Annotated in this window: 18 protein-coding genes and 2 pseudogenes; 11 read left to right on the top strand and 9 right to left on the bottom strand. The window is 69.2% G+C overall.

Translation table 11 applies throughout. The features are described from left to right. Positions 1–41 precede the first annotated feature (41 nt). Complete coding sequence (locus JOF29_RS31955; protein ID WP_209698106.1) at positions 42–1,319, bottom strand: CpaE/TadZ family protein; 1,278 nt, start codon at positions 1,317–1,319, stop codon at positions 42–44. Next, the gene (locus JOF29_RS31950; protein ID WP_245359654.1) at positions 1,319–2,017 is read right to left on the bottom strand and encodes a CpaB family protein; all 699 of its coding nucleotides are present in this window, start codon (positions 2,015–2,017) and stop codon (positions 1,319–1,321) included. The genes JOF29_RS31955 and JOF29_RS31950 overlap by 1 nt, the downstream gene beginning before the upstream one ends. Before the next feature lie 129 nt (positions 2,018–2,146). Here JOF29_RS31950 and JOF29_RS31945 point away from each other — a divergent pair, with 129 nt between their 5' ends. Then, positions 2,147–2,395 carry a helix-turn-helix domain-containing protein gene (locus tag JOF29_RS31945; RefSeq protein WP_209698105.1) on the top strand — a complete coding sequence of 83 codons (249 nt, stop codon included), beginning with the start codon at positions 2,147–2,149 and terminating at the stop codon, positions 2,393–2,395. An 8-nt stretch (positions 2,396–2,403) separates the two neighbouring features. On the opposite strand, the gene JOF29_RS31940 is transcribed toward JOF29_RS31945, so the two are convergent. Beyond that, positions 2,404–2,952: a hypothetical protein gene (locus JOF29_RS31940; protein WP_209698104.1), complete on the bottom strand. Its 549-nt coding sequence runs from the start codon at positions 2,950–2,952 to the stop codon at positions 2,404–2,406. A 157-nt stretch (positions 2,953–3,109) separates the two neighbouring features. Between JOF29_RS31940 and JOF29_RS31935 the strand changes: the two genes are divergently transcribed. From JOF29_RS31935 to JOF29_RS31915, 5 genes are all read left to right on the top strand, one after another. Further along, positions 3,110–4,069, top strand: a complete 960-nt coding sequence (locus tag JOF29_RS31935) for a LysM peptidoglycan-binding domain-containing protein (protein WP_209698103.1) — start codon at positions 3,110–3,112, stop codon at positions 4,067–4,069. 1 nt (position 4,070) lies between these two features. Next, positions 4,071–5,309, top strand: coding sequence for an Rv3235 family protein (locus JOF29_RS45660; protein ID WP_307863801.1), 1,239 nt, complete (start codon positions 4,071–4,073; stop codon positions 5,307–5,309). 211 nt (positions 5,310–5,520) lie between these two features. Further along, a complete protein-coding gene (locus tag JOF29_RS31925; protein ID WP_307863800.1) occupies positions 5,521–6,453 on the top strand; it encodes a VanW family protein in 933 nt (310 codons plus the stop codon). A 46-nt stretch (positions 6,454–6,499) separates the two neighbouring features. Then, the gene (locus JOF29_RS31920) at positions 6,500–7,207 is read left to right on the top strand and encodes a DUF6597 domain-containing transcriptional factor (protein ID WP_307863799.1); all 708 of its coding nucleotides are present in this window, start codon (positions 6,500–6,502) and stop codon (positions 7,205–7,207) included. Positions 7,208–7,220: 13 nt separating this feature from the next. After that, positions 7,221–8,246 (top strand): aminoglycoside phosphotransferase family protein, encoded by a 1,026-nt coding sequence (locus JOF29_RS31915; protein WP_209698100.1) that lies wholly within the window; start codon positions 7,221–7,223, stop codon positions 8,244–8,246. On the opposite strand, the gene JOF29_RS31910 is transcribed toward JOF29_RS31915, so the two are convergent. The 6 genes from JOF29_RS31910 to JOF29_RS31885 are packed head-to-tail and all read right to left on the bottom strand — an operon-like array spanning position 8,227 to position 15,211. Further along, positions 8,227–10,134, bottom strand: a complete 1,908-nt coding sequence (locus tag JOF29_RS31910) for a hypothetical protein (protein ID WP_209698099.1) — start codon at positions 10,132–10,134, stop codon at positions 8,227–8,229. The two genes, JOF29_RS31915 and JOF29_RS31910, sit on opposite strands and share 20 nt — an antisense overlap. Further along, positions 10,131–11,189: a glycoside hydrolase family 130 protein gene (locus tag JOF29_RS31905; protein WP_307863798.1), complete on the bottom strand. Its 1,059-nt coding sequence runs from the start codon at positions 11,187–11,189 to the stop codon at positions 10,131–10,133. Before JOF29_RS31905 ends, JOF29_RS31910 begins: the two co-directional genes overlap by 4 nt. 17 nt (positions 11,190–11,206) lie before the next feature. Continuing rightward, entirely contained in the window at positions 11,207–12,025 is an 819-nt protein-coding gene (locus tag JOF29_RS31900) for a carbohydrate ABC transporter permease (RefSeq protein ID WP_209698098.1), read from the bottom strand. Continuing rightward, complete coding sequence (locus JOF29_RS31895; RefSeq protein WP_209698097.1) at positions 12,022–12,918, bottom strand: carbohydrate ABC transporter permease; 897 nt, start codon at positions 12,916–12,918, stop codon at positions 12,022–12,024. Before JOF29_RS31895 ends, JOF29_RS31900 begins: the two co-directional genes overlap by 4 nt. Further along, positions 12,915–14,183 (bottom strand): extracellular solute-binding protein, encoded by a 1,269-nt coding sequence (locus JOF29_RS31890; protein ID WP_209698096.1) that lies wholly within the window; start codon positions 14,181–14,183, stop codon positions 12,915–12,917. Before JOF29_RS31890 ends, JOF29_RS31895 begins: the two co-directional genes overlap by 4 nt. Next, on the bottom strand, positions 14,180–15,211 hold the full coding sequence (locus tag JOF29_RS31885; RefSeq protein WP_209698095.1) for a LacI family DNA-binding transcriptional regulator: 1,032 nt from the start codon (positions 15,209–15,211) through the stop codon (positions 14,180–14,182). The genes JOF29_RS31890 and JOF29_RS31885 overlap by 4 nt, the downstream gene beginning before the upstream one ends. 353 nt (positions 15,212–15,564) lie before the next feature. On the opposite strand from JOF29_RS31885, the gene JOF29_RS44860 reads away from it, so the two are divergent. From JOF29_RS44860 to JOF29_RS31865, 5 genes and pseudogenes are all read left to right on the top strand, one after another. Continuing rightward, positions 15,565–15,693, top strand: a complete 129-nt coding sequence (locus JOF29_RS44860) for a hypothetical protein (protein ID WP_281067447.1) — start codon at positions 15,565–15,567, stop codon at positions 15,691–15,693. Next, positions 15,641–16,165: pseudogene (locus JOF29_RS45655) on the top strand (extracellular solute-binding protein); the annotation flags it as partial. The gene JOF29_RS44860 and the pseudogene JOF29_RS45655, both read left to right, overlap by 53 nt. Before the next feature lie 124 nt (positions 16,166–16,289). Beyond that, positions 16,290–17,027 (top strand): annotated as a pseudogene (locus JOF29_RS44855) (extracellular solute-binding protein); the annotation flags it as partial. Next, complete coding sequence (locus JOF29_RS31870) at positions 17,027–17,959, top strand: carbohydrate ABC transporter permease (protein ID WP_209698094.1); 933 nt, start codon at positions 17,027–17,029, stop codon at positions 17,957–17,959. The pseudogene JOF29_RS44855 and the gene JOF29_RS31870, both read left to right, overlap by 1 nt. Then, positions 17,956–18,768, top strand: a complete 813-nt coding sequence (locus JOF29_RS31865; protein WP_209698093.1) for a carbohydrate ABC transporter permease — start codon at positions 17,956–17,958, stop codon at positions 18,766–18,768. Before JOF29_RS31870 ends, JOF29_RS31865 begins: the two co-directional genes overlap by 4 nt. Position 18,769: the final 1 nt, after the last annotated feature.

Here is an 18,769-nt window from a genome sequence, read left to right as displayed (position 1 = left end):
GCCGTTGTCGGTCGGGATCTCCCCCGGATCAACCCTGAGGTTCAGGCAGGGACTGTATGGAATGCCTCCGCGACGTCGGCGGCCAGTTGCTGGAAGGCCTTGCGGAGCTTGCTCGACTTCGCCGCCTCGGCCAGGCTGCGGCCGTGCGCCATCGCGGTGTCCGTGGCGGTCAGGTCGTACGGCAGGAGGACCGCGCGGTCGACCCCGGCGTACTGCTGCAGGGCATCCGTCGCGGCCTCGCCCGGTGAGCCGCCGAGCGCGCCGGAGCGGAGCCGGTTGACGACCACGCGGACGCCGACCGACGGCACGACGGCGCGCACCTCGTGGACCGCCCGGATCAGGCGGGTCAGGCCGACCGGGTCCGCCGTACCGACGACGATCACCTCGTCGGCCTCCTCGAGCGTCGACACCGTCGCGCCGTTGCGGCGCGGCGCCAGCGAGTCGAACGAGATCTCCTCGTCGGTCTCGATACAGAAGCCGGCGTCGACGACGGTCAGCGGCGCCAGGGTCCGCGCCGTCGCCCAGATCGACTCGACCGCCGCGGGCCGCAGCTCGGTCCAGCGGTCGGCTCGGCTGAGGCCGGACAGCACCAGGAGATGCGGGTTCACCTCGCGGGTGTACCGGGCGAGCATCACCGTGTCGAGCGAGCCGTTCGACGCGGACCGTGCGGCGGCGGCCAGGCCGGAGGTCTCGTCGAGCATGCCGAGCATCTGCGCGACGGTCCCGCCGTACACGTCCGCATCGGCGAGCAGGGTCGGGACGCTGCGCAGCGACAGCTCGGTGGCCAGGTTGACGGCAACCGTCGTACGCCCGGGGGCGCCGGTCGGGCCCCAGACCGCGATCAGCCGGCCGGTGCCCTGCGGGAACGCGGGCGGCCGCGGGTTCGCCGCGTCCTCCGGGGTCAGCGGCACGAACCCGCCCGCGAAGTGCGAGCTGGCGACCGGCGGTCCGGACTCGACCGCGTCGGCGACCGCGCGACCGAGGTCCGCCGGGCTGACGTCGGCGGGCAGGATCCGCTCGATCCCCATCCGGGCCAGCCGGTCCTCGGCGCCGAACGGTGCACCGGTCTCCAGCGGGTCGACCAGGGCCAGTACGACGATGCCGCGCGAATGCAGGGCGGCGACCGCGTCCGACGACAGCCGGGCCATCGCGTCGGCGACCAGCACCGCGCGGGCCTGCCCGCTGGCGGCCGCGGCCATCACGTCGGCGATGTCCACGCAGCGCCGGACGACCCGGATCCCAGGCGCGTGCTCGGTCCGCCGTACAGCATCCGCCTCCCACGGAGCGCCCGTGACGGCCAGCAGCACCGGTATCGACATCAGCCGGCCTTCCGCACCAGGGTCGGCTCACCGGCGTTGATCGCGGCCAGCGAGGTCCCCATCCGGCTCTGGTCGGCGGCCGCCAGATCGATCGTCACCTGCCGGCGCGCGGAACCGCCGGCGACACCCTTCACCGAGTCGACCTGCAGCACCCGGACGGAGGTCCACAGCTGGGACGCGGGGTGGCCCTCCTCCTTGGGCACCACCCAGACGTCGACCGCGTCGCCGACCGCGAGGTCCGGCGGCAGGTGGCCGGTGGCGACCGAGAGCGGCATCTCGGTGCGTTCCCGGTCGGACTTCGGAACCGCGGCGTCCTTCGGGACGAACTCGCCCGGCCCGACCGCGCGGCCGACGACCAGGCCCTTCAGGTCCGCGTCGGCGGACAGGTACTTCCCGGAGTCGTTGCTGCTGGTGAAGCGCACCCGGACCGTGGTCAGGTCGTCGTCGGTCAGCGGGCTGCCGACCCGGAGCTCGTGCTTGGCCGCCCAGACCGTGGTCGTGTCGTCCGCGGACGCGAGCAGCTTGGCGCCGGCCAACGCGGTCACCGCGACGAGCAGGACGCCGAGCACCAGGCGGCCGTCCTTCCAGCGCGCCTTGCGGCTGCGTTGCGCCGGAGCAGCCGCTGCCCCGAACCCGCTTCGCACCTGTGTGTCGACCACGTCGTCTCCCCAGTCGATCGATCGCCTGTCGGCGGACATTCTGCCTGGTCCCCGAGCTGGCCGTGAACGGTCATCCACAGGCTGTCATGACCTGGGGACAAACTGGGTCATCCACCCGCCAACCGTGGCAAACTGAAGGAACCAGCTACTACGTGAAGGAGTACGACGATGCCGGGTCCCCGGTTCCTCCAGCTCGCCGACGTCGCCGAGGTCCTGAACATCTCCGCCAACCAGGTCTACGCACTGGTCCGCCGCGGCGACATCCCGGCCGTGAAGATCGGCGGCCGCGGCCAGTGGCGGGTGGAGTCCGCCGAGCTGGAGAAGTACATCGAGCGGCTCTACACCGAGACCAAGCAGTTCATCGACACCCACCCCTTCGGCGAAGAGGTGGACGCCTCGGAGGACGCCCACCTCTAGCCCTCGGCTCAGCGGCGGCGTAGGGCCCGGAGCGCCTGGGTCGGCACCAGGCGGACGTTGTAGACCTCGGTACGGCGGCGCGGCGCGTCCAGCGGGTGCTCCGCGATCTCCAGGAAGTCAGCGCCGACCCGGTCGACGGTCCCGGTGACCGGGCCACCCCCGGAGCAGAACAGCGTCACCGGCGAGCGGTCCCGGGCGATCCCGCGGAGCAGGTGCGCGAGGCCGAGCTTGCCCTCCACCGCGCCGACGGCCGGCTCCGCCCACGGTCCCAGCCGGTGTACGGCGACCAGGGCCTCGACCGGGATCAGCCACTCCTCGTAGCGCTCGGTCTCGATCAGCAGGCAGTCCTTCCCGACCCGGCTGAGCAGCCCTCGGACCGGGTCCGCGTCGTTCACCTCCACCCGGACGACCGTGTTCACCGCGCCGCGCAGCCGGTCCAGGACGGTGATCTTCCCGACCTCGGCCCGGATCCGGTCGGCCACCTCGCCGTACAGATCTCCCTCCTGGAGCGCCTCGAACTGCGACTCCAGGTCCGCGAACAACGCATCCCACCGCATGACCGTGAACCTACCGGTCCCGGGTGCCGCCGTTCACCCTCTGCAGCGGAAACCGACGCAGCGTGCGTTAAGGACTTGCAAAGGCAACCTAGTACCGGTCTATAGTGATCAAGCCAAAGCAAACTAACGCAAACTCAAAGGTCGGGAGCGAAGCGGGATGAATGCGATGATCCGGGCCCTCAAAGGCATCCTCGCGGTGCTCGCACTGGCCGGCCTGGGGTGGCTGCTGCGCTGGATGACCGCCGGTTCGATCAGCGGCCTGCGCACGTACGACCTGGACTCGCTGACCGTACTGGCGGTCGGCACGATCGCCTGGATCGCGTACAGCTGGCTCGCGCTGGCCGTCGTACTGACGGTCCTCGAGCAGGTCCCCGGTGTGGTCGGCGCGCTCGCAGGCGCCGTCGCGGGCAGGATCACCACGAAGACCGCCCGAGCCCTCCTCCGCTCCGGCCTCGGCGTCGCGGCCGTCACGCCCCTTACCGTCGGCGTCGCCCACGCCGCACCGACCGACTCGGCCCACGTCCGCCACGTCACCCGGTCCGACCCCCAGTCGGCCACCCAGTTCACCTCCACCGAGGCGGCCTCCAAGCTGGAGATCGGCGGCACCCAGCAAGGCGACTACCGCGCAACCGAGCAGGCCTCGCACCTCGAGATCGGCGCGACCGACCAGGCCGACTACCGCGCCACCGAGCCTCCCTCCGAACTCCAAATCACCCCCACCAAGCCAGCCGCCGAGCGCACGGGCTCGGGTAGTCCGACCACGCCTGGGCAGGGCACCGGATCGTCGCAGCGGACGACTGGTGCTCAGCAGCCCGATGGGCGTGTGGGTGTGCCGGATCGGCCTACCGACGGAGCCCCCACGCGGTACACCGACCTACGGCCGGCCGTCCCGGTGAGCGTCGTCGTACGCGAAGGTGACTCGCTCTGGAGCATCGCCGCCCGCGAGCTCGGCCCGTCCGCCACCAACGAAGCAATCGCAGCCCGCTGGCACGACTGGTACTCCGCGAACCGTCACGTGATCGGGAACGATCCCGACCTCATCCTCCCCGGGCAGGTCCTCCGCACCCCGCCCGCACCCCACGGCGACCGCCTCCCGCCTCATCAACAGGAGCAGTGACATGAGCCAGCACAGCCTCCAGCCGGACGACCTCCAGCCCAAAGCTCCCCTCACCGCCGTACCCACAGGCATTGAGGACCCCGCTGGTACGACGCACACGCCCAACGCTCGCCCCGCTCCTACCCCCGGCACGTCTGCACCACAAGCCCCGGAGGCTCCCATGCCCGTCAACCCGCTCCCCAAGCTCCCCGAACAATTCCCCACCCCCACCGCCCCGGACCTCACCCTGGTCCCGACCACCACGGAAGCCGACGAGGCCGACACCCGACCAGCAGAGGCTCCGGCCGGCCCCACCGCAAGCGAGTCAACGGCCGGCACGGCCGTCACTTCCACAGCTGGTACTGCGCACGGGCCTGCGGCTGGTACTGCCGACGGCTCGACGGCTGGTGTCGCGGGTGGCTCGGAGGGTGGTACCGCAGGCAGCTCGGCGGTCGGGATCTCGGCTGTTGACGGCTCGGTCGTTGGTGGTGCGGGCGAGCTGTCGGGGTCGGGGATGTTTGAGGCGGTTACTCGGCCTCGGTTGCGGTCGGTGCGCGGGGAAGGGGAGCACTCCGTGCCGGCGACGGCGCGGTACTCCGGGGAGCTGACGGAAGGTGCTCTGGCGCTCCGGCTGCAGGCCATCACTCGCCTCGGGGTCTCCGCTACCCCGCCCGCGCCGGCAAGCGCGGTGCCTAAGCGGACTGACGGAGCCCAGGCACCACTCAAGTCCGTTCCCACACCAGACATCACAACCAACACCACCAGTTCCGGCACAAGCCCAGTGCTCGCCAACACCATCGCTACGGCAGCTGCTTCGGCGGATACCGCGGGTGCGGGCACTGGCGGTGCGGTTGGTCGTGCGGGTGGGCGGCAGGACGGTGGGGGCGTTGGGCGGCGGGGTTTGGTGCGGGAGGACGCGCCGGTGCTGCCTGATGTTCGGTTGTGGGGTGGGAGGTTGGCTCAGGCGGTTTCTGAGGTGTTGGTGGGAGATCGTCCGATTTCGCAGTTGGTGCGGTTTACGAATGATCGGGTGTTCCTCGAGTTGAACCGGCGGGTTCGGCTGCTCGGGTTGAACACGACTGCGGGTCTGCGGAGCGCCAAGGAGAAGAGCACGGTGCGGTCGGTGCGGGTGTTCGTGCCGGAGCCGGGGATTGCCGAGGTTGCGGCCCATGTGCGGCACGGGGAGCGGTCGCGGGCCGTGGCGCTCCGGCTGGAAGTACGTCGGAATCGGTGGGTGTGCACCGCGCTCGAGCTCGGCTGACGAGGGCGCGGGCCCGGACCTGCTACGGCCACCTGGTCGGCGACGCGTTGGTCACTGACCACCCTCACCACCCCGGCCGAAAACGGGTGCCAACTCTTTCCCGGTGTGGGGCGTCTCAGATTGCGCAATTTGATTGTGCTGCTGTTGTCACGCGGTCGGGGGCGCGGCGGCGTACGGTGACCGGATCGGACTCGGGGAAACGGGTATGTCTGTGAGCACAACTGTCACACCGCTGGATGAAGGTACGCCGAAGTCGTGGCGGATCGAGGTGCAGGAGCTGAGTGGTGCCGAGCGCGCGCGAGTGCTGCCGGCCGTACGGCGGAAGCGGTGGAGTGAGCGGATCCCGCTGCTGTACCCGCTGGCCGTGCGCTACCACCGGGCCGTGAAGCGCGTCGAGTGGATGCGGTCCAGCACGCCGTACGCCGGGACCCACGACGGCACCGCGCTGCCGGTGCGGATCAAGCGCCACAAGTCGCTGCTGCTGCGCCAGCTCGGGGAGACCGAGATGTGGATGCAGCACAACAAGGTCACGAACCTGAAGCTCGCGTGTGCGCAGGTGGACGGGCTGCTGATCCGGCCGGGTGAGACGTTCTCGTTCAACAAGGTGGTCGGTAACGCGACCCGCCGCAAGGGGTACCAGAAGGGCATGCGGCTCTCGAACGGGCAGGCCAAACCGGGGATCGGCGGCGGCATCTGCCAGCTCGCGAACCTGCTGCACTGGATGGTCCTGCACTCGCCGTTGACCGTGACGCAGCGGTCCACGCACAGCTTCGACCCGTTCCCGGACAACGGCCGCGTGCTGCCGTGGGGTGTCGGTTGCAGCATCGTCTACAACTACGTGGACCTGCAGTTCCGCAACGACACCGACCAGACGTTCCAGCTGCGCGTCGGTGTCGGCGACCGGTACCTGGAGGGCGAGATCCTCGCCGACGTGCCGGCTGAGTCGTCGTACCGGGTGTTCTCGAAGGACGAGCGCTTCCTGCGGGCCGGTGGCGACTACTTCCGGCGGAACGAGATCTGGCGGACCGTGATCGACCGCCGTACCGGGGCCGCGCTGCGCGACGAACTGGTCCGCGAGAACGTTGCCCTCGTCAAGTACCTCCCGGTCGACGTCCCGGTCGTGGACGTGATCCTGCCGCAGTGATCAGTGCTGCGGTGAAACTGTCGGTGGGGCGTAGCAGACTGGAGAGGTGACTGTAGCTGTCGAGCCGTATCGGGAGCGGCCTGCGCGTATCGCCGGGGCCGAGCTCTGGACGCGCACGGCGGAGGGCGGGGAGTTCCGGATCCTGCCCGACGGTTGCATGGATCTGATGCTGATGGACGGCGAGCTGTACGTCGCCGGGCCGGACAACCGCGCGTGGACGGGGAGCGCGCCGCGGGGTACGCGGTACGCCGGGATCCGGTTCGCGCCGGGTGCCGCGCCGGGGTTTTTCGGCGTGCCGGCCCGTGAGCTGCTCAACGAACAGGTCCCGCTCGCCGAGCTCTGGTCGCCGAACCGTACGCGCCGGCTGCTGGACCGGATCCGATCGGCGCCCGACCAGCCGGCCGCGCTCGACCTGGAAGTCGCCCGGCTGGCCGAAGGACCCACGGACGGGCTGACCGCGCAGGTCCTCACCAGTGTCCGCAGCGGCCTGCTCCGCGGCACCGCCGGCGTCTCCCGCCTGGCCGGGACCATCGGCCTGAGCGAGCGCCAACTGCACCGCCGCTGCCTGGACGCGTTCGGATACGGCCCGAAGCTCCTCGACCGCGTGCTGTGGATGAACGTCGCTCTCGACCACGCCCGCACCGGCCTCCCGCTCGCCGACGTCGCGATGATCACCGGGTACGCCGACCAGGCACACCTGACTCGCGACGTGAAAGCCCTCACCGGACTGCCACCGAAGGTCCTCATCGGCTGACACACTGCTCGGCATGACCGAGGTCGGGACGGTGGCATTGCGGCACAACCCGCTCAACGCGGTGACGGCGAAAGTCGAGCGGGTGACGTACGCCGACGGTCACACCGCCGTACGCAAAGAACTGAAGCGGCCGGCCACCGAGACGGGTCCATGGGCGGCGTCGTCCGATCCGCGGCACTGGAACTACTGGCGTCGCGAGCTCGAGGTCTACCGTGACGACGAACTCCGCGCTCGGCTCGCCGACGCGGGGCTAGTGCTGCCGGGGGCCGAGGTGGACGAGCGGCCCGACGGTGCCGAGATCCTGATGGAGGACATCGCCGGTACGCCGGGCACGCACTTCAGCCTCGCGGAACACGCCGTACTCGCCAGGGCCTGCGGTCGTTGGCAGGCACTGCCGGCGGCCGAGCGTCCGTGGACGTCAACCGGTTTCCTCCGGGACTACTCGACGACCCGCGTCGTCCCGTGGCAGCTGATGACCGACGAGGACGCCTGGCAACAGCCGCTTGTCCGCGACAACTGGCCGCCCGAGCTCCGCCAGGCGTGGACGGCCCTCCTGGTGCACCGCGACGCCCTGCTGAAGCTGGTCGGCTCGCTCCCCCGCGCGCGCTGCCACCTGGACTTCTGGGTCTCGAACGTGATCCAGCGACCAACCGGCGAGCTTGCGCTGTTCGACTGGTCGTTCCTCGGCGACGGCGCGCTCGGCGAGGACATCGGCAACTACATCCCGGACGCCGTTTTCGACCTGTTCTGGCCGGCCGAACGGATGCCCGAACTCGCCGAGACCTGCATCACCAACTACGTCGACGGCCTGCGCGAGGCGGGCTGGCGCGGAAACCCGGATCAGGTACGCCTTGCGGTGATGGCGTCCGGCGTGAAGTACGCGTGGCTGCTCCCGGGCCTGCTCGGCCGCGCGTCCGACGCGACGCACAGCGCCTACCACCAGCAGGCCGACAGCCGGCACCTCTTCCAGCAACGCGGCCAGGCCCTGCTGTTCGTCGCGAACTGGTGCGCCGAGGCGCTCACCCGACCACGACGGTGAACCCACCCGGTACGACGAGTGCGCGCGAGCCCCGGGCAACCAGTTGACCGTCGGCGTCGTAGCTGTACGCCTGCTTGCCCGGCACAGGCACCACGCGCGGATGCGTGTCGACACTCACCAGCAACGTCGCCTCGCCGATACGAAGGCTGCTGACGACCGGGAGAAGGAGTATGGCGTCCAACTGAGCAGTGCGCGTGGACGTTGCACTGAGAACTGTGGCGTTGGCGGGCAGCGGGTTGGCGAGGGTCAGCGGCTGCAGCGCGCCAGGGGCAGCGGAGATGCCTTGCGGGCCGCAGACGTGTGTGAGTGTGCCCAGCGTTCGCGTGCCGCTGGTCCAGGTGGTCTTGGCCGGGGTGGTGCTGTCGACCAGGTTGACCACCGGCAGGACCAGTCGCTGTTGTGATGACGCCGGCACCATCCAGGTCGCCGTACCGTCGAGGGACAGGTAGGAGCCGTTGCTCCATTGGGATTCTCCGGTCCAGGCCGAGGGCGGAGTGACGACCTGACCGCCGGTGGCGGACTCGGCCTCGATGATCTGGAGCCCGTCGTACGTCGGGGCGCCGGACAGGCGGGCGACGTCCGGATGGGCGTCGAGGGCGAGCATCGAGAGCTGATCGTGGATCGTCGACTCGGCGCCGGCGTTGCGGTTGACGACGCCGTCGCCGGAGATGCCGTCGTAGGTACGGCCGGTGGCGGCGTCGTACATCGCTTCGCCGGCGCGGTTGCCGCCGAAGTACCACGCGGCGACGAACGCGGCGAGCTGCTTCGGTCCGGGGCGGTCGACGGCCAGCAGAGCCTGCAGCCGGGCGTCGACGCCGTACGCGATCTGGGACCGGTCGATCGGGACGGGGAGCCAGCCGTTGTCGGGGCCGCCGGCGGTGAGCAGCAGCGGGGTGAAGCCGGCGGTGTCGCTGATCGCGGGCGGCAGCAGATCGCGCCGCCCGAGGGCCGACGCGGCCGCGGCCAGGGCGGACGGCATCTGCGCGCCCCAGGCGTGCCAGTCCGAGATCGACTCGCCCCACGGCAGCAGCGCGCGGAAGGGCCACTCCCGGGTCGAACCGGCGCTCATCTTCGCGATGCCCTCCGCGAACCGGGCGAGGGCTCGGCGTGCGGGCACCGAGCCACCGGCCCGCACGTACGCCGCCAGCCCGAGCACCGCCTCGGACGTCGCGTCCGCACCGTTCACGATCAGCCAGGCCGGGAGCCGGCGCCCGTCGACCACGTTGTACTCGCCGTACCGGACCAGGACCTGCTGGTCGAGTGCTGCGATCGCCAACTCGAGCCGGCCACGGAGGAAATTCGCGAAAACGCTGTCCGTGTGGCGGAAAGCGTTGTACCCCTCGCCCAGCGCCCAGACGGTGCGGGCCAGCCAGTACGACGGACCGGAGTCGGACGGGTCGGGGAGCTCGACCGGTTCAGCGCTCGGGTGCAGGGTGCCGTCGGGCTGCATCCACAGGACGACGTTCCCGTTCGGGGACTGCAGGAAGGTGAGCGCCCGCAGTAGCCCGCGAGCCGCATCGAGTGAGGCGGGACGGTGGAAGAGCTGCCAGTGCCGCAGGTAAACCACAGCGGCCCGCGCGATGTCGTCGGCGTTGTACGCGCCCTGGCCGTAGGTGTTCGTCGTGGCGTCGTAGGTTCCGCCGCCGACCTGCCGGTACGACCCGTCTGCCTGGTGCTCGGCGTACGTCCAAAGCACGCCGATCGGCCCGGAACCGTAGGTGGTGTGGCCCGGCGTCGCGGGCGGCGTGACCGCGGCGCGCAGGAAGTCCAGGTGGGCGAGGTTGGAGAGCTGGGTCGGCCGACGGGCGGCGGCAGCCGGCCGGGTGACCGCTGATCCGGCTGCTACCGCGACAGCTCCGCCGAGGACGGTGCGGCGGGTCGGTTTCACGAGGTCCGGTCCAATCTGGCGACGCCGATCGCGGCGTCGGCCATGCCGTAGAAGACGTAGTGGATGCCGTCGATCTCCTCGATCGCCGTGGGGAAAACGACGTTTCCGACGGTTCCGACTTTTTCTGCTTCGGTTTCCGGAACCATCAGCGGCTCGGCGGTCCGGGCGACGACGCGGGTGACGTCCGCGGCGTCGAGGATCAGGGCGCCGGCGGCGTACCGGACCTTCTGGGTGGTCGGGTCGAAACCCTGCGGCTGCTCACCGGTGACACCGTGGTGGATGACCAGCCAGCCCTCGGGGATCCGCAGCGGCGCCGGGCCGGCACCGATCTTGAGCTCCTCGAACGGGTGCTCGGACATCGCGACCAGACGGTGATTGCGCAGGTGGACGAGGTTCCGGACGTCGGCCTCGACGGCGGCGACCGGCACGAACGACACCCAGATGCCGGGCCGGTCGTCGGTGATCCCGGCCGGCAGGTGCACGCCCTCCCCCTCCCGGAACCACCCCAGATCCCACATCGGCCGATGCAGCATCGCGTACGACGGTTCGCCGTCCGGACCCGGCACCGGCTCGGGGAAGAAGACGGTGTCCTTGTTCGGATACAGGTTCAGGTCGGTGTCCAGGTCGGGTTGGTACTCGAAGTGCAGCGGACCCAGCCGACGCCACTCCCGCAGGTCCGACGACACGGCGAGCGCGGGCTTCGGACCGAGCGGACCGTAGGCGACGTACGTCATCACGTGCAACCCGAGCGACGGGACGTAGGTCACCCGCGGATCCTCGACGCCGGCGTTGTTCGTACCGCGCTCCCACCCCTCGTCCGGTGCGAGCACGACCCCTTCCCGGCGGACCCCGGCCGGCACGCCGTCGTCGAGCACCACGGCGGCCAGCCCGACCCGTGACACGTTGCCGGCAGCAACGAGCCTCGGCAGCAGGTACAGCTGCCCGTCGGGCGTGTGCCCGGTCGCCGGGTTCAGCACCCCCTCGGCCTCGAGCTCGTTGCCGGGCTCCGCGGTCATCAGGACGCCGACACGGGTGAGGGTGTAAGGAAAAGTCACAGGAAACCCTTCTGGAATTAGCCTTTGACGCCGGACGACAGGTTCGCGGAGATGAACCGGCGCTGGAAGATGACGAACAGGGTCACCGCTGGCGCGGCCAGTACGCACGCCCCGGCGAGAACGGCGCCGAACGGGTTCGTCGCCCGGGACGAGACGGTCGTGAGGTAGTTCGACAGCGAGACCGCGAGCGGTTGCAGATCCTGCTGCTTGGTGATCAGGAACGGCCAGAGGAACTCGTTCCACGGTCCGATAAAGGTCAGCAGCACGCCGGTGAGCAGCGCCGGCCGGACGAGCGGTACGGCGACCCGCCACAGGATGCTCACCTCGGACGCCCCGTCGATCCGGGCCGCGTCGAACAGTTCGGCCGGCAACTGCAGAAAGTACTGGCGGAAAACGAAGACGGCCGTCGAGTTGATCAGGAACGGCAGGATCATCCCGAGGTACGAGTCGGCCAGGCCGTAGCTGCGCACGATCAGGACGTACAGCGGGATGGTCAGTAACTGGAACGGCACGACCTGGATCAGCAGCATCAGGTTGAACACCAGACCCCGCCCGCGGAACTGCAGCCGTGCCAGCGCGTAGCCCGCGAGGACGCCGAACACCAGCGTCCCGAGGATCACGCCGCCGGTGAAGATGCCGGAGTTGATCAGCGACCGGCCGAGGTCGATCGCCTTGTTGATCTCCGCGTAGTTGTGGAAAGTCAGGTTTCCGGGTTTCGGAAACGCTCCGGAAACCGACGGATCCGGTTCCGCCTGCAACGAGCCGATCAGCATGTAGTAGAACGGGAACAGGAACACGAAGGCACCGATCAGCAGCGCGACGAACCTCAGCCTCATGACTCCTCCTTCCCCACGAAGCGACGCTCGATCAGTGCGAGCAGCAGTACGCCGATCACCAGCAGAACGCCGATCGCGGAACCGACATCCGGGTTTCCCTGCTCGATTCCGCGCTGGTACATGATCAGGACCGGTGACGCCGACGCACCGTCCGGTCCACCGCCGCCAGTCAGCAGGTACGGCTCGGTGAACAGGTTCGCGCCGGTGACCGTGGCGAGCAGCACGACCAGCGTGGTCGCCGGCCGGACGCCCGGAACGGTCACGTTGAGAAACGATTTCCACCGTCCCGCGCCGTCCATCGCCGCGGCCTCGTACAGGTCCCTGGAAACGTTCTGCAGCGCGGCCAGGTAGAGCAGGATGAAGAATCCGAGCTGTTTCCACGTCACGTAGATCGCCACCGTCGGCATCGCCAGCCCGGAGTTCACCAGCCAGGACGGGTCCGGCGCGAGCGGGCCGAGGACGGAGTTGACCAGGCCGTTCGAGTTGAACAGGAACAGCCAGACCCCGACGACCGCAACGGAAGCCGTGACGTAGGGGACGTAGTACGACACCCGGAAGAATGTCCGCCACCGGATCGCCGCGTTCAGCGCGTTCGCCAGCACCAGCGACAGCACGACGGTCAGCGGAACGTTGATCACCAGGAAGATCAGCACGTTCCCGAACGCCCGCCGTACGGCGGGATCCGACAGCACCGTCACGTAGTTGTCGAACCCGACGAACGGCCGCTCCACGACCGCGCCGGGCGCCGCGAAGAAGTAGTCGTGGAACGACATGTACACGGCGAACCCGAGCGGATACGCGAACACCGCGGCCAGGAACACGACGTACGGCGTGACGAACGCCGTCCCGACCGGGTGCGCACCGAGGAGCCGGCCGATCAGCCCACGTCTCATGACTGTTTGACGAGCTGATCGACCTTCTGTGCGGCGCCGTCCAGGGCCGCGCCGACGTCCTGCTGACCGAAGATCACCGACTTGGAGTAGGCATCACGGAAGGTCTGCCAGATCGTGATCGAATTCGGCACGTTCGGCACCTCGACGGTCCGCGAGGCCTGGTCCGCGAACAGCTTGTAGTCAGGGTTCTTCGTGAAGTAGTCCGCGTACGTCGTCGCCAGGTCCTTGCGCAGCGGCATCTGCCCGGTCGCGGCCAGGAACTTGCCGTCCTGCTCCTTGCTGGTGGCGAACTTCAGCACGTCCCAGGCCGTCCCGCGGTTCTGGCAGGCGGAGTACATCGCGACGTTCTTCGCGTCGGAAAACGTGTGAATCTCCGCCGCGGGCTTGCCCGACGAGGTCGGCACCGGGACGACGCCCCAGTCGGCCTTGCCCTTGTACGTCGCGATCGCCCACGGGCCTACGACCGCCATCGCGGCGGTGCCGTCCACGAACGCGTCCCCGGTGTACTTCTCCTGCGAGGCGAGCTTCTCGGCGTACAGAGTCCGCCAGAACTGCGCGACCTTCCTACCCTCGTCGGAGGCGAACGTTGCCTTGCCGTCGGCAACCAGTTGCTTGCCGCCGGTCTCGGCGGCGTACAGCGGGTAGAAATCGAACCAGGACTGGAAGAACTCGTTGCTCGGCGCCGGATAGATCGCGAACTTCGCGGCCTTCGACGCGACGATCTTCCGCGACGTCGCGAGGAACTCGTCGTACGTCCGCAACGAGGGATTCGAGATTCCGGCCTTCGCGAAGATCTTCTTGTTGTAGAAGATCATCACCGGGTTCGACTTCCACGGCAGCTGGTAGTACTTGCCGTCCGGCGACTTGTACTGCTGAGCGACGTCCCCCGATCGCTCCTCGACGTACGACGCGTCCAGCGGAACCAGGCCGCCCTGCTTCTGGAACTGCGAGACCGAGGCCGGTGAGGTGTTGAAGATCAGGCACGGCGCGTTGCCGGCCGTGATCGCGGCGCCGATCACCTCCTCGGACGACTTCCCGGTCGGGATCTCCTGGGCGGTGACCTTCTGGTCCGCGTGCTGGGCGTTCCAGGCCGCGACCATCTGCTTGCCCCAGGCCACTTCCTCGGCGTTGTTCGAGTACCAGATCTTGATCGGCCCGCGGGCCTTGGCCGCGGCGCCGGCGTCACCAGCGCCGCCACCGCCGCTCCCGCACGCGGCGAGCGAGCCGGCCAGGGCGATGGCCAGCAGTCCAGCTTGTAACCTCATGTGTCCTCCTCGGCAGGGGGTGCAGCAGTGGAACGCCGGACAACGAGTTCCGCCGGCGGCAGTTCGACATCGGGTACGTCGGATTCGCCGTCGACGACCCGGTTCAGGGTCCGGGCCGCGGCGGCGCCGAAGTGGAACGGATCGGCGCGCACCGTGGTCAGCCCGGGATGGACGTACTCGGCGAGCTCGCTGTCGTCGAAGCCGGCGACGCTCAGGTCGTCCGGCACCGTCAGGCCCGCGGCCTGGGCGGCGCCGAGGCCCGCGATCGCCATCCGGTCGTTCGCGTAGACGATCGCGGTCGGCGGCTCCGGCAGCGCGAGCAGCCGCCGGGTGGCCTCGATCCCGCCGGCCGCGGTGAAGTCGCCGGCCTCGACCGCCACCGGCGCCAGCCCGGCCGCGGCCAGGGTCGCGACGAACGCCGTGGACCGCGCGGTCGCGTGCACGAAGGCGGGCGGACCGGCGACGTGCGCGATCCGGGTATGCCCGAGGCCGAGCAGGTGCTCGACGACCGCGACGGTGCCCGGCCGGTCGTCGAGGGTGACGGCGGGGAACGGCGACTCACCGTCCGGACGATTCAGGGTCACCGCGGGGAGGCCGAGCTCGACCAGCAGGTCGATCCGCGGGTCGTCGTGCCGGAGGTCGGACAGGAACACGCCGTCGACGCGCGCGTCCTGCGCGAGCCGCCGGTAGCCGTCCGCCTCCGAGCCGTCGGCAACCACCTGCAGCACCAGTGCCTGGCCGTGCGTCGACAGCACGCTCTCGACTCCGGCGATGAACGCCGGGAAGAACGGATCCGACGACAGCACCGCTGGATCCCGGGTGATCACCAGGCCGAGCGCGAACGCCTTCGACACCGACAGCGAACGCCCACGGTTGCTCGGCCGCCAGCCGAGCTCGTCGGCGGCTGCGAGGATCTTGTCCACGGTCGCACTCGCCAGCCCGGGCCGCCCGTTGAGGGCGAACGAGACCGATCCCTTGGACACTCCCGCCCGGCGGGCCACATCCGCGATCGTCGGCCGTTTCGTCACGCTGGCGCTCCTTTAAACCGGTTTAAGCAGCATTTAAACCGGTTTAAATCGCGGATGTCAAGAACTCAGATGGTGCGCAGTACCGCAATCTGCAGGCGGTTCCGCGCACTCGTTTGCACCCGATCGCTTGACTGCTCCCCTGGCGTGTCGCTTAACTGGCCGCAGTGACGCACCCAGCCGGTAGCAGACCGAAGGTCTGGAGTCCGGTTTTCCGGCGCCAGGGTTGGTGAGAACCCGAGGCGGGGTCGCGTCCCCGGGACCGATGGAGCAATCGTGTCCAGACGCACCCGCCGCCTGCTCGTAGCAGCGCGGTCGAAACCCGCGACGTCAGTGCCTTCGGCAACAACGTGATCGTGATCGACTCCACCGACAGCGGCCGCCGGAAAGCGTGTTCGCAGTACGGCGGAACGCTGTCGATCGTGCAGGGCGATGCGGACCTGTCCGTCCCGGGCAACTCCGGGTACGTCCGCAAGACCTGCTGAAACTCCTTTTCCTGCTCCCTTTCTGGAGACCGACATGTCTCAGCATGCTCGAAACCTGTCCCGCCGCGACGTCCTCCGGGCCGCGGCCGCCGCGGCTGCCGCCGGAACACTGGCGGCCTGCGGCAAGAACGACGGCCAGGGCGCCGGCGCCGACGGTGTCGTCACGCTCGATCTGTGGCACGGCCAGGTGGATCTGGGCAAGGCGGCGATCGACTCGCTGATCGCCGCGTTCAACCAGAGCCACCCGAAGATCAAGGTGGTCGGCGGCGGTGGCGGGGTGACCGCGGACAGCATGCTGCAGAAGGTCACCGCGGGGCTGGCGGCGGGGTCCTACCCGGACATCGCGTACATCTTCGGGTCCGACCTCGCCAGCCTGACGAAGAGCCCGAAGGTCGCCGACCTGACCGGACAGCTGAAGATCGACGACTACTGGCCGGCCGCGAAGGACGCGGTCAGCGTCAAGGGCAAGGTCCGGGCCGCGCCCGCGCTGCTCGACTCGCTCTGCGTGGTCTACAACAAGTTGCTGTTCAAGGGCCGCCGGCGTCGCGCCGCCGAAGGACGGCTGGACCTGGGACGACTTCGTTGCCACCGCCAAGCAGTTGACCAACCCGGCGAAGGGCGTCTTCGGCACCGGCTGGCCGGGCGTCGGCGACGAGGACACGGTCTGGCGGATCTGGCCGATGATCTGGGACCTCGGCGGCGACGTGGTCAGCGGCGACGGCAAGAAGGTCGGGTTCGACGCCGTCGGCGAGCAGGCACTCGGCACCCTCGACAGGCTGCGCACCGACAAGTCGCTGTACGTCGACCCGAAGCCCGGCAGCGAGCAGCTGTACCAGGTGTTCCTCGGCGGGCGGATGGGAATGGTTGCCACCGGCCCCTGGCAGCTCCCGGCACTGAAGGACGCCGGGATCGACTACGGCGTCGTACCGTTGCCGACGTACTCCGGGAAGCCGGTGACGATCTCCGGGCCGGACACCTGGACGATCTTCGACAACGGCAAGGCGAAGGTGAAGGCGGCGACCGAGTTCGTCAGCTGGCTGGCCGAACCGGCGCAGGACATCCAGTGGGACATCAAGGGCGGCAGCTTGCCGATCACCAAGGCGACCGCGGACCTGCCGGCCTGGAAGAAGCACTCGGCCGAGACGAACGGGCTGGAGGTGTTCGTGAAGGTCCTCGACACCGCGAAGGTGCGGCCGACGATCACGACGTACCCGAAGATCTCGGAGCAGGTCGGGCAGGCGATCGCGGCCGTACTGCTGGGGAAGCAGAGCCCGGCGGACGCGTTGAAACAGGCCGTTGACCAGTGCAACCAGTTGCTGGCGGTGCCGAGCTGATGGCCGGTCATAGCAGCGTGGTCGGGACGTTCACCGTCGATCCGCGCAGCCGGGCGGCCAAGCGGCGCCGGCGGGGTGAAGGGGCGACCGGCTGGGCGTTCGTGAGTCCGTCGGTGGTGATCATCCTCGGGCTCAGCGTCGTACCCGTGTTGTGGTCGTTGCTGCTGTCGTTCCAGGTCAACGACCTGGTCTCCCCGAGCGAGTGGGTCGGCCTGGCGAACTACAAGGCGCTGCTGACGGATCCGACGTTCGGCTCGGCGGTCTCGCACACGCTCGTCTACACGGCGCTCTACGTACCGCTGAGTGTGATCGCGGGGCTCGCGATCGCGATCGCGCTGGACCGGAAGATCGCGCTGATCGGGCTCTACCGGACCTTGGTGTTCGTACCGTTCGTGGTGTCGGCGGCGGCGCAGGGCGTGCTGTTCTCGTTCGTACTGGATCCCGAGTTCGGCGTCGCGAACTCCCTGCTGCACAAGGCCGGACTGCCCGCGCAGGGGTTCTTCAGCGATCCGGGACAGGCGCTGTACCTGCTGGTCGCGATCTCGTTGTGGAGCGGCACCGGCTTCTGCGTGATCGTCTACTTGGCCGGTCTGCAAGGGGTTTCGGGCGAGCTGGTCGAGGCCGCACGCATCGACGGCGCGGGTCGTTGGGGCGTACTGCGGCATGTCACGCTGCCCGCGCTGGCGCCGGTGTCGATCTTCCTGCTGCTGTTCCAGACGATCAACGCGTTGCAGGTCTTCGACCTGGTGTTCGTCACCACGAAGGGCGGGCCGCTCGGGTCGACGACGGTGATCGTGTACTTCATCTGGGAGAAGGCGTTCAAGACGTTCACGGCCGGGTACAGCGCGGCAGCGGCGTACACGCTGGCGGTCGCGCTCCTGGTGGTCGGCGTCGCGTTGCAGCTCTACCGGCGGCGGGTGGCGGCCCGATGAGACGGATCAGCGGATGGCACCTCGTCCTCGCGCCGCTGGCGTTGCTGTTCGCGTTGCCGCTGATCTGGCTGCTGGTCAGTTCGGTGATGAGCAACGCGGAAATCAACCGCTTTCCGCCCGCGTTGTGGCCGCACAGCATCAAGTTCGACGGGTACCGGTACGTGCTCGGAAACGCACTGTTTCCGCGCTGGTTCCTGAATTCCTTCATCGTTTCCGCGGTCGCCGTGACCGCGAACCTGGTGCTCGGATCGCTCGGCGGGTACGCGTTCGCGCGGATCCGGTTCGCCGGGTCGAAGCTCGTGCTCGGGCTGATGCTGGCCACGATGGTGATCCCGTTCCAGCTCACGATGATCCCGACGTTCCTGGTGATGAAGCAGCTCGGACTGATCGACACCCTCGGTGCGCTGATCGTCCCCTCACTCGTGACACCGCTTTCCGTTTTTCTGTTCCGGCAGTTCTTCGTCTCGCTGCCCCGCGAGCTCGAGGAGGCCGCCTGGATCGACGGCTGCGGGCGGCTACGGATCCTGGTGTCGATCGTGCTGCCGCTCGCCCGGCCGGCGCTCAGCACGGTCGCCGTACTGACCTTCCTCGCCACCTGGAACGACCTGACCTGGCCGTTGATCGCGATCAACAGCGACTCCACATACACCCTCCAGCTGGGACTGACGACGTTCCAGGGGCAGCACCACACCCAGTGGTCGGCCGTGATGGCCGGCAACGTCATCACGGTGCTGCCGGTCCTGCTGGGGTTCCTCCTTGCCCAGAAGGCGTTCATCCGCTCGCTGGCATCCACCGGACTCAAAGGCTGAC

Source organism: Kribbella aluminosa (assembly GCF_017876295.1).
GTDB lineage: Bacteria > Actinomycetota > Actinomycetes > Propionibacteriales > Kribbellaceae > Kribbella > Kribbella aluminosa.
Note: the sequence above shows the minus strand (reverse complement) of the source record. Positions and strands in the feature narration are given on the sequence as shown.

What these genes read in the sequence shown, in the direction of transcription:
- JOF29_RS31890 (WP_209698096.1), bottom strand. Translation starts at nt 14,183, where the DNA reads ATGAGGTTACAAGCTGGACTGCTGGCCATCGCCCTGGCCGGCTCGCTC.
- JOF29_RS31895 (WP_209698097.1), bottom strand. Translation starts at nt 12,918, where the DNA reads ATGAGACGTGGGCTGATCGGCCGGCTCCTCGGTGCGCACCCGGTCGGG.
- JOF29_RS45660 (WP_307863801.1), top strand. Translation starts at nt 4,071, where the DNA reads ATGAGCCAGCACAGCCTCCAGCCGGACGACCTCCAGCCCAAAGCTCCC.
- JOF29_RS31865 (WP_209698093.1), top strand. Translation starts at nt 17,956, where the DNA reads ATGAGACGGATCAGCGGATGGCACCTCGTCCTCGCGCCGCTGGCGTTG.
- JOF29_RS31915 (WP_209698100.1), top strand. Translation starts at nt 7,221, where the DNA reads ATGACCGAGGTCGGGACGGTGGCATTGCGGCACAACCCGCTCAACGCG.
- JOF29_RS31935 (WP_209698103.1), top strand. Translation starts at nt 3,110, where the DNA reads ATGAATGCGATGATCCGGGCCCTCAAAGGCATCCTCGCGGTGCTCGCA.
- JOF29_RS31900 (WP_209698098.1), bottom strand. Translation starts at nt 12,025, where the DNA reads ATGAGGCTGAGGTTCGTCGCGCTGCTGATCGGTGCCTTCGTGTTCCTG.
- JOF29_RS31940 (WP_209698104.1), bottom strand. Translation starts at nt 2,952, where the DNA reads ATGCGGTGGGATGCGTTGTTCGCGGACCTGGAGTCGCAGTTCGAGGCG.
- JOF29_RS31955 (WP_209698106.1), bottom strand. Translation starts at nt 1,319, where the DNA reads ATGTCGATACCGGTGCTGCTGGCCGTCACGGGCGCTCCGTGGGAGGCG.
- JOF29_RS31945 (WP_209698105.1), top strand. Translation starts at nt 2,147, where the DNA reads ATGCCGGGTCCCCGGTTCCTCCAGCTCGCCGACGTCGCCGAGGTCCTG.
- JOF29_RS31950 (WP_245359654.1), bottom strand. Translation starts at nt 2,017, where the DNA reads ATGTCCGCCGACAGGCGATCGATCGACTGGGGAGACGACGTGGTCGAC.
- JOF29_RS31870 (WP_209698094.1), top strand. Translation starts at nt 17,027, where the DNA reads ATGGCCGGTCATAGCAGCGTGGTCGGGACGTTCACCGTCGATCCGCGC.